Below are 14,180 nucleotides of genomic sequence, written 5' to 3'. Positions count from 1 at the left end.
GACCTGTTCCGTCACCTCGATACCCGATCGGTATCGTTGCTGTATGGAGCTACGGACGCTGCGCTATTTCGTGGCGGTCGCCGAGGAACTCCACTTCGGCCGGGCCGCCGCACGGCTTCATATGAGCCAGCCGCCGCTGAGCCGTGCGATCAAGGCGCTGGAGGCCGAGATGGGCGCGCGGCTCTTCGAGCGGTCGCCGGCGGGGGTCGCCCTGACCCCGGTCGGAGCGGTCCTGCTGGACGAGGCGCGCGTGCTCCTCGATCAGGCCGACAGGCTGCGCGTGCGGGTCGCCACGGCGGCGGGGGCCGGGGTGCTCACCGTCGGTCTCCTGGGCGACAGCACGGATCCGGGGGTACGGCGGCTGGCGCAGGCGTACCGCGAACGGCACCCGGGCGTCGAGATCCGTATCCGCGAGACCGACCTGACGGACCCCACGTGCGGGTTGCACGCCGGTGCCGTCGACATCGCCCTGACCCGCGCGCCGTTCGACGAGACGGGGCTGGTGGTACGGGAGTTGCGCGCCGACCCGGTGGGGGCGCTGCTGCGTGCCGACGATCCGCTGGCCGACCGGGAGAGCCTGAGGCTGGCCGATCTCGCCGACCGGCGCTGGTTCCGGTTCCCGGAGGACACGGACCGGCTCTGGCAGTCGTACTGGAACGGCGGGGAGGTGCGGGAGGGGCCGGTGGTACGCGCCGTTCAGGAATGCCGGCAGGCGGTGCTGTGGAACGGCACGGTGGGGATGACCCTGACCGACCACGAGCCGGGCGACGGGCTCACGGTGGTGCCGGTCAGCGACATGCCGCCGAGCCGGGTGGCGGTGGCGTGGCGGGAGGGCGACGGGAATCCGTTGCTGCGGTCGTTCGTGCGGGTGGCGGTCACGGCCTACCGTGGTGGACGGCGATAGGTCCGGGACCTTCCGTCCCGCGGGCCGCGTACGCGGCACCCCGGGAGAGACCCGTCACCGTGCGTCGCGCAGCTGAAGAAGGTACGCCGCGGTCAGCGCAACGGCACGGTCCCCGTCCTGCGCCAGCTCCACGAGGGCATGTGCCGCCGTGGTCCCCGGGATGTCCGCCAGCGCCTGGGTCAGCCGTCCGCGCGCAGGCGCTTCGGTGGTGTCGGGGGCGAGGCGCTCGACGAGCCTGGTCGCGATCTGGTCCGCCGTCGCGGTGTCGCTCGCCAGCACGCTCAGCGCATCGGCCGCATCGGTGTCGTTCCTTCCCGCCACGATCATGTCGATGAGCGTCGGGACCACATCGGCCACTCCCCGTGTCCCGAGCGCCAGAGCCGCACACTGACGGACCACGGCATCGGGGTTCGCGAGGGCGTCGCGCAGCCGGGCGGTGGCCTCGTCACCGGGCATCTCGGCGAGGGACCGAACGGCACGTTCCCGCACCGCGGCCACCGGTGAGCCGAGGCCCTCCGCGAGCAGTGCTGGGCCGCCGCCGCCCGATCGGGCCAGCGCCCATCGAAGGGCTCCGGCGACGTTCGGCTCCGTCTCGCTCAGCGCCGCCTCGACCAGGGCCTCCACCGGCACCGGAACCTCGTCGACCGAGGAGAGGGCCGCGCGCTGACGCGCGTCGGCGCTCGTCGACGCAAGTGCATGGAGGAGCGCAACGACCTGGAGGACGTCCTCCCAGCCGGCGGGTTCCGCGGCGTCGATCCGACGGAGCCGCGTGAGCAGCTCGGTCTCGGCCGCGAGGCGTTCGCGCGTCTGCCGGATGAGGTCGTCGACGAGCGCCGAGGGCGTGAAGCCGGGATCGTCGAGCGCGCGCCCGATCTCACGCAACGACAGCCCCAGCGACCGCAGGCTCTCGACATGGAAGATCCGCCGGATGTCCTCGCCGGAGTACTCCCGATAGCCGGAGCCCGTACGGCCCGAAGGCCGCACCAGGCCGAGCGACTCGTAATGCCTGAGCATGCGGGCACTGGCCCCGGACCGTCGCGCCACCTCACCGATCAACACTTCCTATCGTCCCTCCTGACCGGAACCGCCGAGGGCCAGGACGCGCTTCGCCTCCTCGATCGCGGACTCGAATCCGGTGTCCGGGTCGCGCAGCAGCCGTTCCGTGGCGAGCGCGTGCGTGCGCACGCGCGGGTCAGGGGCCGTCGTCGCAGGACGCAGAGCCGGCAGAATGACTTCACCCAGCGCGACCAGCGCCCGGCTGAGACTCAGCTGTGTCTCCCGCTCACCGCGCCCGAGCTGTGTCACCAGCACCGCGGCCAAGGCGGACTCCTCGCCTTGCGGCACCAGCACCACCGCGGCCCGCCAGGCGCTCCGCGCCACCTCGTCGTCGGCGTCGGACAGAAGCGCCCGTGTGATCGTCGGCCACGCCTGCCGGTCCCCGATCTTGGACAGGGTATGCAGCGCCTGGCTCCGTGCCTGTGCACGCTCCGAGCGGACCTCGCGCAACAGCCCGGGGAGCGTCACGGACACGGGGTGGCGGGTGAGTGCCCAGGTCAGCGCTTCGCGGACGAAGAACTCGGGCTCGATCGCGCATCGCTCGACAAGCTTCTCGACAAAGCGCGGGTCAGGCGTCGTGCCGACCGCCAGAGCCGCCCGCAGTCGCACGGACGAACGGCCGTCCTCCAGCCCCTGGAGCGCTCGCATCGCATCCGTGTGCTGCCTCGTCGTGGTCATCGGGACCACCTCCTTGGCAAGCAGTGAAGGCCTTGTCACCGTGTCAAGGTCAAACGGGGCGCCTGACCGCCGTGACGAACGCCGCCCAGGAGGCCGCTTCGAAGAGGAGGGTGCCGTGGGCCGGGGCCTTGCTGTCCCGGACGGGGACGAGGGAGGGGAGACCGGCGGCGACTTCGAGGCAGGCGCCGCCGTCGGAGTTGCTGTAACTGCTCTTGCGCCACGTGACGATGCTCAGGTCGATGGCTCGCATGGCGCTTCCTCCAACATTCGCACGATGAACGTCAGCGACTCGGCCGGATTCAAGGCCAAATCACGTACTTCATCATATGTGCGATGCAGGCGCTCAACCCGGCTTGCTTCCTCAACGAGTTCGCCGCGTAGGTCGTTCTCAGCCCAGGCCACGGCATGGCCTTCTGGCATGCGGAGGAATGTCACTGCGGTGTCCATCAGGCCGTGAAGCCCCCTGCCGAACGGCAGCACTTGAATCGTGACGTTCAGGCGCTGTCCCATCTCCACCAGATGTTCAAGCTGTTCTCGCCATCCCTCGGCGTCGCGCATCGAGGTACGCAGGACTGCCTCCGAGAGAATGGCGCGGAACGACGGCGCGGCATCCTTGTCGAGCACTGTGCGTCGCCCGGCACGAGCATCCACCTGCCGATCCAGTTCCACGCCGCTACTGCCACCTGCCGCCAGCAACTCACGTGCATACCTGGGCGCTTGGAGCAAACCGTGAACGGTTCCGCCTCCGTAGTGCCACAAGCTGAGCGCCTCAGCCTCCAGCCTCATATAGCGGCGGTACTGCTCCTTGAACTGGGACGGATCCGCGATCGCCAATTCCCACAGCGTCAGCAGAAGCCCCGGCGTCCCGTAGTAAAGGTCCAGGGCCTCCACGACCTCAGGCCCGCCCAACGTATGCCCGTTCTCCAACTTGCCGAACTGGGACGGATCCCAGCCGACGTCCTCCGCCAGTTTCCTTAAACTCACCCCCCTCTCCGCCCGCAACAACCGCAGCTCCTCCGCGAACCGCTGCCTGGGCTCCTGACTGCGCCCCGTCACCACCCGCCTCTGCGGCACCGCACCCCTCCCTGATTCCCCGTGGAATTTGTGGAATTAGCGCCGCCAGACGGGGAAGAACCGGTCCTCCTCGGCGCGCCGACCCCACCTCCCGGCCATCCTCGTAGCAGCCTCGACACGCAGAGTAGTCCAACTCTCGCATTTCGTATAGATGTTGGACAAAAGGAGCGAATGCCATGGAGCCCGGAACCCTGCTCTACGACGCCGCCACCGAACAGGTCGGCGAGTACCGGGACCAGTCGGGGCCGTACGCGATGCTGCGTCCTGTGGGCGGAGGGAGAGAGTGGCAGGCCCACCCCTCGACGCTGCGGCCCGCCACCGACAGAGAGCGGCTCAGTGCGGGCGTACGCGCGGCGAACGACCGCACCTGGGCCTTGCCGCCGGACCCCGAGGACCTCAGCCGCCCGCCCTGGCCCGTCCCCGGCTGCGCCGAGTGCACCCACCTCGACGGCCGGCGGGAGACCGCCCGCGCCGCCCACGACCACAGCGCGGCCACCGACGCGAACGTGTTGCTGCGCCAGCACCAGCGGGCGGAGCACCCGTGACCCGCCGTGTCTTCCGCTACGTGCCGTACGTGATCGCACAGGACGCGGGCGCGGCGCCGGAGTACGCGGCGCGGTGCGTGTCCGGGGACGAGGAGGACTGCGGGGCCGAGTCGGGGGTGTGCGGGCATCCGGCCGAGGTCGAGGAGTGGCAGCGCAGGCACACGCAGGAGACCCGGCACCTGCGGTACCGGCGGGTCTTCGCGGACTACGCGGTACTCACCCCGGCTTGAGCCGTTCGACGGACGCCCATCGCTGCCTGTTACGCCACCCCGGAGCCCTCGCCCGGAGGGCGGCGGATCAGGTGCAGACAGACGACCGAGGCAACGACGGTCTGCCGTTCGGAGGCGTCCAGGTGGTGGGTCATTTCGACGTCGTACTGCTGTAACCCGGTCCACGAGTCGATGGTGCTCACCGTGACCCGGCCGAGGATCTCGGGCGCCGGGCCCCCTGCCGGGTCGGCCTCGGTGAGGTGCCACTCGACGGACAGCTGACCCTGCCGGGTGAGAAGGAGCCGACGTCCCCGCTCCGTCCGGAGGCTCAGCTGCCGGGACTTGACGAGTCCACGGGCAGCGGCGGTGCCGACCTCCCGGTCCGCTCCGTCGATGAAGTCCATGAAGTGGAACCGCACCGGTCCGAACTGCTCGAACGGATCGAACCAGGACCGCTTCTCGATGCGCACGATGAACTCACCGGACGTTTCCGTAAGGAAGAAGTGCTTGTGGTTGACGTCCGTGACCTGGGCGAGCGGGGTCCCCTCCACGGTGGACACGGCCAGGACGGGGCCCGTGTACCTGCGCCACTTCGAGCGCTTCGGCTGCGCCACCACGACGGCTTCCAGTGCGAACAGATCGGGTTGCGTCATCGGCCTTCTCTCCCCCGCCCCGGTTTCCCCTCTACCGAGTACGTCCACTGTGACCGAGAACCTGCCCGACTCCCACCCCTCTCTCACCCCCGCGTGATCGCGCGGGCCGTGCGGGCGGCCTTCTCCTCCGTGTCCGCGAGGGCTCCGTTGCCGACTCCGAAGAGGCCCTGGCGGAGGAAGACGGCGAGGCCGTGTGCGACACCGGCGGTACGGAGCAGCAGGTCGAACGCGCCGTCCTCGTCCGGGGCCAGCCGGCGGGCGACCGGCATCAGAAGGCCGGTCAGCTCGTCGCCGGCCGAGGCCAGCTCGGGCATGCGGTACGCGTACGTCGCCGACCCGGAGGGCAACCTCCTGGAGCTGATCGAGACGGCGCCGACGGGCCGGGGCTAGAGCTGGGTGACGCCGCCGGGCCTGCCACGAACCGCCATCAGCCGGCCCGCCGACGTGGACGTCGACGAACTCGTCGTCCGGCCCACGGCCCAGGGCTGAGAACCAGGGGTCAGGTCATACGGGCGCCGTGGTGCCCCGGACGACCAGGCGCGGGGCAACCACGTCCTCGGTCTTGGTCGTCGCCGCGACCGTCCCCGTGGCCGCGGGTGTCGCCGTCGCGTCCAGGCGGGCCGTTGCCGCCGCAACGGCGAGTTCGGCGATACGGGAGACGTCCTGGGCCACCGTCGTGAGGTCGATGTGGGGCAGGCGGGCCACTCGGCTGTCGTCGAAGCCGACCACGGAGAACTCACCGGGGACCGAGACCCCGGCACGGAAGAGCGCGCCGAGCAGGCCGGTGGCGCAGGCGTCGTTGAAGGCGAGGACCGCGGAGGGCCAGGGGGTGGCGTCGAGGATCGTGCGGGCGGCCGTCGCACCGTCCTGTTCGGTCAGGCCGCCGGGCAGGACGCGGACGCGGTCGGCGAGACCGTGGTCGTTCATCGCGGTGCGGTAGCCGCGGCGGCGTTCGGCCGCGCCCGGAGCCCGGCCGCCGTCGATGTGGAGGATGTCCCGGTGGCCCAGGGACACCAGGTGGTCGACGGCCTGGCGGGCGCCCTCGTCGTCGGCGGTGCGGACGACGTGGACGCCGGGGACGGCGGGCCGCAGCCGCCGGGCCACGGAGACGACGGGCAGGAGGGCGGCGAGTTCGGCGAGGCGGCCGGCCGGAGCCCGGGGACCCAGCAGAACCAGCGCCTCGCAACGGTCGCCGAGCAGTGACTCGACCGCCTGGCGCTCACTGCGGCCGGCCGCGACCGCGCTGAGGGCGAGCTGATAACCCGCCGACTCGGCGACTGCGTACAGGCGCTCCACCAGGTCGGTGTGGAAGGGCTCCTGGATCTCGAACTGCACGCCGATCAGGTGGGTGCGGTTGCTGCGCAGCAGCCGGGCCCGGGAGTCGGGGCGGTAGCCGATCTCCCGGGCGGCCTGGAGGACGCGTTCACGGGTGGCCGCGCTCGCGCCCGCCACGCCGCGCATCACGATGGAGACCAGCGCCGTGGAGACGCCGGCGCGCGCGGCGACGTCGGCGAGGGTCGGCCGACGGCCGTCGGGAACCGCGGGGGGCGGTGGCACGGCAACCTCCGTGGTCGTAGCTACTGACAGCCCGAAGGCGATCGTAGACGAAGGCGAAGCCTCAGCTCAGAGCGACTGCAACGTTCTACTGCAACGTTCTAGAAACCATGTCTTGACATGGCCGTCGCGGGCTGGCGTACTGGCGGCAGCCTTCTAGAACGTTCTAGATGCCAGCTTCCAGATGACAGGGGCGAACGACGATGTTCACACTGGCGGTCTGTGCCGAGATGGTCTTCCGGGACCTGCCCGTCGACGAGCGGGCGCGGCGGCTGCACGACGAGGGGTTCCAGGTCGAGATCTGGGACTGGACCCGGCACGATCTCGACGCGCTGGCCCGCACCCCGGCCGAGTTCGGCTCGATGACCGGGTATGTGCGGGGCAACCTCACGGACCCGGACGGCGTGGCCGAACTGCTGCGCACCGCGCGGGAGTCGATCGACGCGGCCGACCGGCTCGGCTGCCGGCGCCTCAACCTGCACGGCACCGGCCTGGACGGGGACGGGCTGCCCGTGGACCCGGTGAAGGGCGAGCCGACGGAGGAGATGTGGGCCGCCGCACGTGACACGCTCACGCGGGTCGCCGAGCTGGGTGAGCGGGCCGGTGTCGTCTTCACGCTGGAGAACCTCAACACGGCCGTCGACCACCCCGGAGTGCCGTTCGCGAAGGCCGCCGACACCCTGGCACTGGTCGCCGCGGTGGACCGGCCGGGTCTGCGGATGAACCTGGACCTCTACCACGCCCAGATCGGCGAGGGGAATCTGATCGAGCTGGTCCGCGCGGCGCACGGCGCGGGTCTGATCGGCGAGATCCAGGTGGCCGACGTGCCCGGCCGCCGCGAACCCGGCACCGGCGAGATCAACTACCCGGCGGTCGCCCGCGCCCTGGCCGGCCTCGGTTACGACGGCACGGTGGCGATGGAGGCCTGGGCGAGCGAGGACGGCGACAGCGCGCTCCGCCGGTTCCGCACCGCGTTCACCGTCTGACCGGCGCCCACGGACGCGACCGCCCACCGACGCAACCGGCCACCGACGCAACCACCCACGGACACGAGGAAGCGCCTCATGACCACTTCACCCGCCCTCTCCGTCGGCCTCATCGGCACCGGCCGCATGGGCGCCTTCCACGCCGAGACGCTCGCCCGCCGGCTGCCCGGCGTCCGGCTCGGCGCCCTCGCCGACCCCGCCCCGGGCGCCGCCCTGGCCCTTGCCGACCGGCTCGGCTGCGCCACCGCCTACACCGACGCGGCCGACCTGTTCGCGGACCCGGACATCGGCGCGGTGGTGATCGCGACCCCGGCCCGTACCCACGCCGACCTGGTCGAGGCCGCGGCCAAGGCCGGCAAGGCGGTCTACTGCGAGAAGCCCATGGCCGTCACCCTCGCCGAGGCCGACCGGGCCGTCGAGGCCGCACGGGTGGCGGGAGTGCCGCTCCAGGTGGGCTTCAACCGCCGCTACGACGCCGGTTTCCGAGCGGCCCACGACCGGATCAGGGCCGGTGACATCGGCACCCCGCAGCTGCTGCGCTCGCTGACCCGGGACCCGGGGCTCGCCGACCCGTCCCGCATCCCGCCATGGACGATCTTCCTTGAGACCCTCATCCACGACTTCGACACCCTGCGCTATCTCAACCCCGGCGCCGAACCGGCGGAAGTCTTCGCGATGGCCGACGCCTTGGTCCGCCCCGACTTCAAGGACCGGGGCCTCCTCGACACGGCCGTGGTCACCATCCGTTTCGACAACGGCGCCCTGGCCACGGCGGAGGCCAACTTCCAGGCGGTGTACGGCTACGACGTGCGCGGCGAGGTCTTCGGCTCGAACGGCATGTTCACCATGGGCGACATCCGCCGCACCCACCTCACCGCCTACGGCCCCGACGGCATCACCGCCGGCTGCACGACGTACGACCAGGACCTGTTCCGGGACGCCTACGTCGCCGAGCTGGCCGACTTCGCGGAGACCGTCCGTACCGGCCGTACCCCGTACGTGACCGGCGAGGACGCCCGCGCGGCCCTGGCCGTCGCCCTGGCGGCCGTCGAGTCGGTCACCACGGGCGGCCCGGTGCGGGTCGCCCGCGTCTAGAACCCCGGGGCAGGCGGTGTCCGCCGCTCAGCCGAGCCGCCAGGGACGGAGCTTCTCGGGGTTGCGTACCGCCCAGATGTGCCTGATCCGGTCGGCCGCGATCTCGAAGGCGAAGACGGTGGCGACGGCGCCGTCCTGCTGCGCGACCAGGCCGGGCAGGCCGTTGACCGTGCACTCCACGAACGTGGTGCGGTGGCCCGACACGCGTGCGATCTCGGCGTAGGCACGGGCGATCCGCTCACCGCCCACGATCGGGTACAGGTGGGTGACGGCCAGCCCGCCGCCGTCGGCGGTCGCGGTGGCGTCCGGGTCGAGCAGGCCGATCAGGGCGTCGATGTCCTTGGCCTCCCACGCGGCCCTGAACCGCCTGACGATGCCGGCCTGTCCGGCACCCGGACCCGGACCCGCGGGGAGCTGTGCGGTGCGGATGCGGCGGCGGGCGGACGAGGCGAGTTGGCGGCACGCAGCCGGAGTGCGGCCGACGATCTCGGCGACCTCGCCGAAGGGGTAGCGGAAGACGTCGTGCAGGACGAACGCGACGCGCTCCGCCGGGGTCATCGCGTCGAGGACGACCAGGAAGGCCATGGTCACCGACTCGTCGAGGGTGATCCGGTCGGCCGGATCGGTGCCACCGGCGCCCGCCCGCCCGGTGATCCACTCCGCGGGCTCGGGCAGCGGCTCCGGGATCCAGTCGCCCACGTATGTCTCCCGCCTGGCCCGCGCCGAGCCGAGCAGGTTCAGGCAGATGCGGCCGGCGACCGTCATCAGCCAGGCGCCGGGGGACTCGATGGCCTGCTGCTCCCGTGCGGACATGGCGTACCAGCGGGCGTAGGTCTCCTGCACGACGTCCTCGGCGTCGGCGAGGGATCCGAGGAGCCGGTAGGCGAGGTTGATCAGCCGACGCCGCTCGCTCATGATCGCGCCGAGCCCCGGATCGCTCGACTCGTCCCGGTCGTCGCCGGGTTCGGCTCCGGTGTTCATGGTCCGGCCGTCTCCCTCGCTCGCTGCCTGTGCGTGTGTGCGTCCACGCCTGTGCCCTCTACCCGTTACGACAGGACAGCGGGCCCGAATGTGAGGCCCACACCACCTCACATTCCGCGGGGCCGCGTTGTCGTACCGGTGAGGACGACGACAAGACGCGGCAACACGCAGACGGTGAGGCGACTTTGATGAACGACTTCCAGGCCATCGCGGACCGCGGCGAGTTCACCGACCCGGCATCGCCGGAACGACTGGAGCGGGCGGCCGCCGCGCTGCGTGCCAACGGTTTCGGCGCCGAGATCCTGGACGACGCCAAGGCTGCCCGCGCCCGCGTCGGGGAGCTGATCCCCGAGGGCGCCGGCGTGCTCACCGGAGCCAGCGAGACGCTCCGGCTGTCCGGCATCGACGACGACCTCAACGCCAGCGGCCGGTACGACGCCGTCAGGCCGCGCGTCCTGGCCATGGACCGGGTCACCGACGCCGACGAGATCCGCAGGCTGGTCGCCGTTCCCGAGTTCGTCGTCAACAGCGTCGCCGCGGTCACCGAGACCGGCTCGCTCGTCCTCGCCTCGGGCAGCGGCAGCCAGCTCCCCGCCAACGCGGGCGGGGCCGGCCACGCGGTCTGGGTCGTCGGCGCGCAGAAGGTGGTGCCCGACCTGAGCACGGCGCTGCGCCGCGTCGAGGAGCACGCCCTCCCGCTGGAGGACGTCCGCGCCCGGGCGGTGTACGGGGTGCCCAGCGCCGTCAACCGCCTGCTCGTCCTCAACGCGGACCCCCGCCCGGGGCGCGGCACCGTGCTGCTGCTCCGCGAAGCCGTCGGATACTGACGACGGCGAAAACGAGCACCGCGCTGCCCGGCGCGGGCGTCCCGGCGCGGGCGTCCCGGGCGGTGGTTACGCTTCCGGCATGGCGAAGAAGCTGGTGATCAAGGTGACGGCGGGGGCGGACGCCCCCGAGCGGTGCTCGCAGGCGTTCACGGTGGCGGCGGTGGCCGTGGCGAGCGGCGTCGAGGTGTCGATGTGGCTGACCGGCGAGTCCGCGTGGTTCGCGCTGCCGGGCCGGGCCGCCGAGTTCGAACTCCCCCACGCGGCCCCGCTCCCCGACCTGATCGAGTCGATCCTCGCCGGGGGCACGCTCACGCTCTGCACGCAGTGCGCGGCCCGCCGGGACATCACGGAGAAGGACGTCATCGAGGGCGTACGGATCGCGGGCGCCCAGGTCTTCGTCCAGGAGGCGATGACGGACGGGACCCAGGCGCTGGTCTACTGACGGCGCTTCTTGCCGTCCAGCTCGTCCCACCACTCGTCGGACTGCGGGTCGCCGGAGGGATCGTCCCACCAGCGGTCGTCGGGGCCCCGGCGGTTCGCGACCATCGCGGCGACCGGCGGGATGACCATGGCCACCAGGCACATCCCCACCGCGGCGGGGACCGACCAGATGCGTACGACACCCCACGCCAGGACGAAGAGACCGATGCAGATCCCCATCATGACCAAGTAGACGCGACGGCGACGGGCCAGCATGCATCCAGGGTAGGTCTGCGCGACGGGTCCGGCGCCATGACGGAACCACCGGCATACGCCCACACCAGGGCCGACGGACGGAGTCCGGCGCAGCGGGTCCTCCGCTATGGCGGAGACAGGGTTCGGGGCTCGGTCCGGATGCGGCGAAGGGCCGCGCCTCCGGTGTCGGTGCCGGTGGCGCGGCCCTTCTGCTGCCGCTGGTCTCAGACCGCGATCGCGACCTCGGCCAGGCCGCCCTGCTGGGCGACGACCGTGCGGTCGGCGGTGGCGCCGGGGACGAGGGCGCGGACGGTCCAGGTGCCCTCCGCCGCGTAGAAGCGGAACTGTCCGGTGGCGGAGGTGGGGACCTCCGCGGTGAACTCGCCGGTCGAGTCGAGCAGGCGGACGTAGCCGACCACGGGCTCGCCGTCCTTCGTCACCTGACCCTGGATCGTGGTCTCACCGGGCTTGATCGTCGAGGGGTCCGGGCCGCCGGCCTTCGCTCCACACATGTCGTACTCCTGAGGATGGGGTCTTGAAAGGTCGGTCCGAGGGGACTTGCCGGGGTCTTACTTGTTGGCGCCGAGCTCGATCGGGACGCCGACGAGGCTGCCGTACTCGGTCCAGGAGCCGTCGTAGTTCTTGACGTTCTCGACACCGAGCAGCTCGTGCAGGACGAACCAGGTCAGGGCCGAGCGCTCACCGATGCGGCAGTAGGCGATGGTGTCCTTGGCGAGGTCGACCTGCTCCTCGGCGTAGAGCTCCTTGAGCTCGTCGTCCGACTTGAAGGTGCCGTCGTCGTTGGCGTTCTTCGACCACGGGATGTTGCGGGCCGAGGGCACGTGGCCGGGGCGCTGGGACTGCTCCTGCGGCAGGTGGGCCGGGGCGAGCAGCTTGCCGGAGAACTCGTCGGGGGAACGGACGTCGACGAGGTTCTGCGAGCCGATGGCCGCCACGACGTCGTCGCGGAAGGCACGGATCGCCTTGTTCTGCGGCTTGGCCGTGTAGGTGGTCTCGGTGCGGTCCGGGACCTCCTCGACCAGCTCGCGGGCGTCCAGCTCCCACTTCTTGCGACCGCCGTCGAGGAGCTTGACGTTCTCGTGGCCGTAGAGCTTGAAGTACCAGTAGGCGTAGGACGCGAACCAGTTGTTGTTGCCGCCGTAGAGGATCACCAGCGTGTCGTTGGCGATGCCCTTCGCCGACAGGAGCTTCTCGAAGCCCTCCTGGTCGATGAAGTCGCGGCGGACCGGGTCCTGCAGGTCCTTGGTCCAGTCGATACGGATCGCGCCTCGGATGTGGTTCTTCTCGTAGGCGGACGTGTCCTCGTCCACCTCCACGATCGCGATCTCGGGGTTGTCCAGGTTGTCCTGGACCCAGTCGGCGTCGACCAGGACGTCGCTGCGGCTCATGCTCTTTCTCCTCCGGGGCAGTTGCGGCGGGGCGTGCGAGTGCGGGTGGGTGCGCGGCGATGGCGCACGGATGCCCTCGGCATGGGAGGGCAGGGGGAGGCGGAGGCAGCGGCCTCCACGTCAGAAAGGTCGACAGAGCATGGCGGCGACGCGGCACAGGTCGACTGCCCGCCGCTTCGTGAGATCCGCCTGTCCCCGCGCACGGAGGACGCTTGTCTGGCACTGCATGGGCTCGATCGTAGGGACGGATAAGCGGGCATGTCACCGGCATGTCGTATGGTGAGACGCGATCGTCCGAATTGTGGGACGGGATGAGGGTCCGGGGCGTGATTCCGGGACCGCCGGACGCCTGTATCGGTCATCACATCTACTGTACGGACGCGGCCGTCTCGCGTGGTGGAACGGCGCCGGTTCCCGCCGTGCCGCCTCCTACCCGGCGAGCCTGACGTTCGAACCCTTCACCGCGATCTCCACACCGTCCTTCGCGGCCTCCACCTTGTCCAGCTTGATGCCGCCGGGGAGCTGGTCGATCGCCTGCTGGAAGTCGGAGGCCTGGCGGAAGCGGTCCTCGGCGAGGCCGACACCGGCGAGCTTGGGGAGGTTGTCGGCGTGCACCTGGACGGTGTTGTCCTTGACGGTGACCGTGCTCAGGACGGTCGCCTTCTGGTGGGCGCTGACGCCGGGGACGGTGACGTCGACGGTGACCTTGATCTTGCCGTTGCCGCCGTAGGCGAGCCCGACGACCTGGCCGGTGAAGCCGAGGCCGAGGTCGGTGGGCTCCGTCTGGGCGTCCTTCAGCAGATCCGCGTAGGAGATGTGCGCGGTGCCGGTGGCGGTCTGCGCGGTGGCGGAGCTGTAGTCGCCGGTGAAGGTGACGTCCTTCATGTCGGCGTTCAGGTCCTCGATGCGGATGGTCTTGCCGGTGGTGCCGGTGGTGGCGTCGTATTCCTTGATGCCGACGTGCACGTCGTCGAGGGTGCCGCTCGCGACCTGGGTGAGGAACGGGAAGCCCTTGATGGAGACGTCGGGGGTGCTCGCGAGGTTCTCCGTCGTCTTCAGCTTGTCGGCGGCCTCGCCCTGGGCGAAGTGCACGGCGACCCGGTCGACGACCACGAAGAGGACGCCGAGGACGACGACAACGATCAGAAAGATTCGCAGGGCACGCATGTGGTCGGTTTCCCCCGGGGTCGGCTGGTCACGTCGGTTCCGCCACGCTAACCCTGCGGGAGCGGGCCGACGGGGGATTGTCGAGCAGCTGTGACACTGGGCGCGCTGGTGGTGCTGGGGGCTGCCGCCCCCAGACCCCCGCATCAGGGATGAACCGGTCCGTCCTCGGGCGCGGGCCGGTGGGGGGGTTGGTCGCCACCGGTCCTCGGGCGGGTGCGGGCCGGTGGGGGCTGATCGCGCAGTTCCCCGCGCCCCTTGGGTCGGCTGCGTGCACGGCGTTCGAGACGCACCCGCCGGTCGGTTACCCGCATGGTGTTCGAGGGGCCTCGCCTTGTGACGGAGTTCGGCTTGCCGGCCCTCGACGTGG

At 71.1% G+C, this 14,180-nt stretch carries 20 protein-coding genes; 7 read left to right on the top strand and 13 right to left on the bottom strand.

The window, feature by feature from the left end; translation table 11 throughout:
• The first annotated feature begins 43 nt into the window (after window positions 1-43).
• Window positions 44-904: a LysR substrate-binding domain-containing protein gene (locus tag ACFWPS_RS03835; protein WP_383700589.1), complete on the top strand. Its 861-nt coding sequence runs from the start codon at window positions 44-46 to the stop codon at window positions 902-904.
• A gap of 54 nt (window positions 905-958) precedes the next feature.
• On the opposite strand, the gene ACFWPS_RS03830 is transcribed toward ACFWPS_RS03835, so the two are convergent.
• From ACFWPS_RS03830 to ACFWPS_RS03815, 4 genes are read right to left on the bottom strand one after another with little or no spacing between them, the layout of a single operon-like run.
• Complete coding sequence (locus tag ACFWPS_RS03830) at window positions 959-1,963, bottom strand: MerR family transcriptional regulator (RefSeq protein WP_383700587.1); 1,005 nt, start codon at window positions 1,961-1,963, stop codon at window positions 959-961.
• A gap of 3 nt (window positions 1,964-1,966) precedes the next feature.
• Complete coding sequence (locus ACFWPS_RS03825; protein ID WP_383700585.1) at window positions 1,967-2,638, bottom strand: HEAT repeat domain-containing protein; 672 nt, start codon at window positions 2,636-2,638, stop codon at window positions 1,967-1,969.
• A 49-nt stretch (window positions 2,639-2,687) separates the two neighbouring features.
• Complete coding sequence (locus ACFWPS_RS03820) at window positions 2,688-2,888, bottom strand: DUF397 domain-containing protein (protein WP_383700583.1); 201 nt, start codon at window positions 2,886-2,888, stop codon at window positions 2,688-2,690.
• A complete protein-coding gene (locus ACFWPS_RS03815) occupies window positions 2,870-3,712 on the bottom strand; it encodes a helix-turn-helix transcriptional regulator (RefSeq protein WP_383700581.1) in 843 nt (280 codons plus the stop codon). The genes ACFWPS_RS03820 and ACFWPS_RS03815 overlap by 19 nt, the downstream gene beginning before the upstream one ends.
• Before the next feature lie 176 nt (window positions 3,713-3,888).
• Between ACFWPS_RS03815 and ACFWPS_RS03810 the strand changes: the two genes are divergently transcribed.
• On the top strand, window positions 3,889-4,257 hold the full coding sequence (locus ACFWPS_RS03810) for a hypothetical protein (RefSeq protein WP_383700579.1): 369 nt from the start codon (window positions 3,889-3,891) through the stop codon (window positions 4,255-4,257).
• Window positions 4,254-4,487, top strand: a complete 234-nt coding sequence (locus tag ACFWPS_RS03805) for a hypothetical protein (RefSeq protein ID WP_383700577.1) — start codon at window positions 4,254-4,256, stop codon at window positions 4,485-4,487. The genes ACFWPS_RS03810 and ACFWPS_RS03805 overlap by 4 nt, the downstream gene beginning before the upstream one ends.
• Before the next feature lie 29 nt (window positions 4,488-4,516).
• Here the strand turns inward: ACFWPS_RS03805 and ACFWPS_RS03800 are convergent, their stop codons facing one another.
• The 3 genes from ACFWPS_RS03800 to ACFWPS_RS03790 form a co-directional block, all read right to left on the bottom strand.
• The gene (locus ACFWPS_RS03800; RefSeq protein ID WP_383700575.1) at window positions 4,517-5,119 is read right to left on the bottom strand and encodes a hypothetical protein; all 603 of its coding nucleotides are present in this window, start codon (window positions 5,117-5,119) and stop codon (window positions 4,517-4,519) included.
• 83 nt (window positions 5,120-5,202) lie between these two features.
• A complete protein-coding gene (locus tag ACFWPS_RS03795) occupies window positions 5,203-5,433 on the bottom strand; it encodes a hypothetical protein (RefSeq protein ID WP_383700573.1) in 231 nt (76 codons plus the stop codon).
• 190 nt (window positions 5,434-5,623) lie between these two features.
• Window positions 5,624-6,676: a LacI family DNA-binding transcriptional regulator gene (locus ACFWPS_RS03790; protein ID WP_383700571.1), complete on the bottom strand. Its 1,053-nt coding sequence runs from the start codon at window positions 6,674-6,676 to the stop codon at window positions 5,624-5,626.
• A gap of 200 nt (window positions 6,677-6,876) precedes the next feature.
• Here ACFWPS_RS03790 and ACFWPS_RS03785 point away from each other — a divergent pair, with 200 nt between their 5' ends.
• Together ACFWPS_RS03785 and ACFWPS_RS03780 are read left to right on the top strand one after the other, a co-directional pair.
• Window positions 6,877-7,659 carry a TIM barrel protein gene (locus tag ACFWPS_RS03785; RefSeq protein ID WP_383700569.1) on the top strand — a complete coding sequence of 261 codons (783 nt, stop codon included), beginning with the start codon at window positions 6,877-6,879 and terminating at the stop codon, window positions 7,657-7,659.
• Window positions 7,660-7,737: 78 nt separating this feature from the next.
• Window positions 7,738-8,754 (top strand): Gfo/Idh/MocA family oxidoreductase, encoded by a 1,017-nt coding sequence (locus tag ACFWPS_RS03780; protein ID WP_383700567.1) that lies wholly within the window; start codon window positions 7,738-7,740, stop codon window positions 8,752-8,754.
• A 27-nt stretch (window positions 8,755-8,781) separates the two neighbouring features.
• Here ACFWPS_RS03780 and sigJ read toward each other — a convergent pair whose 3' ends face one another.
• Window positions 8,782-9,735, bottom strand: a complete 954-nt coding sequence (gene sigJ / locus ACFWPS_RS03775; protein ID WP_383700565.1) for an RNA polymerase sigma factor SigJ — start codon at window positions 9,733-9,735, stop codon at window positions 8,782-8,784.
• Between the two features lie 188 nt (window positions 9,736-9,923).
• Between sigJ and ACFWPS_RS03770 the strand changes: the two genes are divergently transcribed.
• On the top strand, window positions 9,924-10,562 hold the full coding sequence (locus ACFWPS_RS03770) for an LUD domain-containing protein (protein WP_383700563.1): 639 nt from the start codon (window positions 9,924-9,926) through the stop codon (window positions 10,560-10,562).
• A 79-nt stretch (window positions 10,563-10,641) separates the two neighbouring features.
• Complete coding sequence (locus ACFWPS_RS03765; RefSeq protein WP_217546300.1) at window positions 10,642-11,004, top strand: DsrE family protein; 363 nt, start codon at window positions 10,642-10,644, stop codon at window positions 11,002-11,004.
• Here ACFWPS_RS03765 and ACFWPS_RS03760 read toward each other — a convergent pair.
• The 5 genes from ACFWPS_RS03760 to ACFWPS_RS03740 all read right to left on the bottom strand — a co-directional run bounded on the left by ACFWPS_RS03760 (window position 10,998) and on the right by ACFWPS_RS03740 (window position 13,813).
• A complete protein-coding gene (locus ACFWPS_RS03760; protein WP_383700561.1) occupies window positions 10,998-11,258 on the bottom strand; it encodes a DUF3099 domain-containing protein in 261 nt (86 codons plus the stop codon). The two genes, ACFWPS_RS03765 and ACFWPS_RS03760, sit on opposite strands and share 7 nt — an antisense overlap.
• A gap of 203 nt (window positions 11,259-11,461) precedes the next feature.
• Window positions 11,462-11,749: a DUF1416 domain-containing protein gene (locus ACFWPS_RS03755; RefSeq protein ID WP_093501297.1), complete on the bottom strand. Its 288-nt coding sequence runs from the start codon at window positions 11,747-11,749 to the stop codon at window positions 11,462-11,464.
• Window positions 11,750-11,806: 57 nt separating this feature from the next.
• Complete coding sequence (locus ACFWPS_RS03750; protein ID WP_383700559.1) at window positions 11,807-12,646, bottom strand: sulfurtransferase; 840 nt, start codon at window positions 12,644-12,646, stop codon at window positions 11,807-11,809.
• Between the two features lie 120 nt (window positions 12,647-12,766).
• A complete protein-coding gene (locus ACFWPS_RS03745) occupies window positions 12,767-12,874 on the bottom strand; it encodes an Ms5788A family Cys-rich leader peptide (RefSeq protein ID WP_350849312.1) in 108 nt (35 codons plus the stop codon).
• A 201-nt stretch (window positions 12,875-13,075) separates the two neighbouring features.
• A complete protein-coding gene (locus tag ACFWPS_RS03740; protein ID WP_383700557.1) occupies window positions 13,076-13,813 on the bottom strand; it encodes a DUF2993 domain-containing protein in 738 nt (245 codons plus the stop codon).
• Between the last annotated feature and the right edge of the window lie 367 nt (window positions 13,814-14,180).

Source organism: Streptomyces sp. NPDC058457, from assembly GCF_042720695.1.
Taxonomy (GTDB): domain Bacteria; phylum Actinomycetota; class Actinomycetes; order Streptomycetales; family Streptomycetaceae; genus Streptomyces.
The sequence above is the reverse complement of the archived record's forward strand: the minus strand, read 5'-3'. Positions and strand labels throughout refer to the sequence as shown.

What these genes read in the sequence shown, in the direction of transcription:
- ACFWPS_RS03835 (WP_383700589.1), top strand. Translation starts at nt 44, where the DNA reads ATGGAGCTACGGACGCTGCGCTATTTCGTGGCGGTCGCCGAGGAACTC.
- ACFWPS_RS03825 (WP_383700585.1), bottom strand. Translation starts at nt 2,638, where the DNA reads ATGACCACGACGAGGCAGCACACGGATGCGATGCGAGCGCTCCAGGGG.
- ACFWPS_RS03820 (WP_383700583.1), bottom strand. Translation starts at nt 2,888, where the DNA reads ATGCGAGCCATCGACCTGAGCATCGTCACGTGGCGCAAGAGCAGTTAC.
- ACFWPS_RS03810 (WP_383700579.1), top strand. Translation starts at nt 3,889, where the DNA reads ATGGAGCCCGGAACCCTGCTCTACGACGCCGCCACCGAACAGGTCGGC.
- ACFWPS_RS03800 (WP_383700575.1), bottom strand. Translation starts at nt 5,119, where the DNA reads ATGACGCAACCCGATCTGTTCGCACTGGAAGCCGTCGTGGTGGCGCAG.
- ACFWPS_RS03795 (WP_383700573.1), bottom strand. Translation starts at nt 5,433, where the DNA reads ATGCCCGAGCTGGCCTCGGCCGGCGACGAGCTGACCGGCCTTCTGATG.
- ACFWPS_RS03785 (WP_383700569.1), top strand. Translation starts at nt 6,877, where the DNA reads ATGTTCACACTGGCGGTCTGTGCCGAGATGGTCTTCCGGGACCTGCCC.
- ACFWPS_RS03780 (WP_383700567.1), top strand. Translation starts at nt 7,738, where the DNA reads ATGACCACTTCACCCGCCCTCTCCGTCGGCCTCATCGGCACCGGCCGC.
- sigJ (WP_383700565.1), bottom strand. Translation starts at nt 9,735, where the DNA reads ATGAACACCGGAGCCGAACCCGGCGACGACCGGGACGAGTCGAGCGAT.
- ACFWPS_RS03770 (WP_383700563.1), top strand. Translation starts at nt 9,924, where the DNA reads ATGAACGACTTCCAGGCCATCGCGGACCGCGGCGAGTTCACCGACCCG.
- ACFWPS_RS03765 (WP_217546300.1), top strand. Translation starts at nt 10,642, where the DNA reads ATGGCGAAGAAGCTGGTGATCAAGGTGACGGCGGGGGCGGACGCCCCC.
- ACFWPS_RS03760 (WP_383700561.1), bottom strand. Translation starts at nt 11,258, where the DNA reads ATGCTGGCCCGTCGCCGTCGCGTCTACTTGGTCATGATGGGGATCTGC.
- ACFWPS_RS03755 (WP_093501297.1), bottom strand. Translation starts at nt 11,749, where the DNA reads ATGTGTGGAGCGAAGGCCGGCGGCCCGGACCCCTCGACGATCAAGCCC.
- ACFWPS_RS03750 (WP_383700559.1), bottom strand. Translation starts at nt 12,646, where the DNA reads ATGAGCCGCAGCGACGTCCTGGTCGACGCCGACTGGGTCCAGGACAAC.
- ACFWPS_RS03745 (WP_350849312.1), bottom strand. Translation starts at nt 12,874, where the DNA reads ATGCAGTGCCAGACAAGCGTCCTCCGTGCGCGGGGACAGGCGGATCTC.
- ACFWPS_RS03740 (WP_383700557.1), bottom strand. Translation starts at nt 13,813, where the DNA reads ATGCGTGCCCTGCGAATCTTTCTGATCGTTGTCGTCGTCCTCGGCGTC.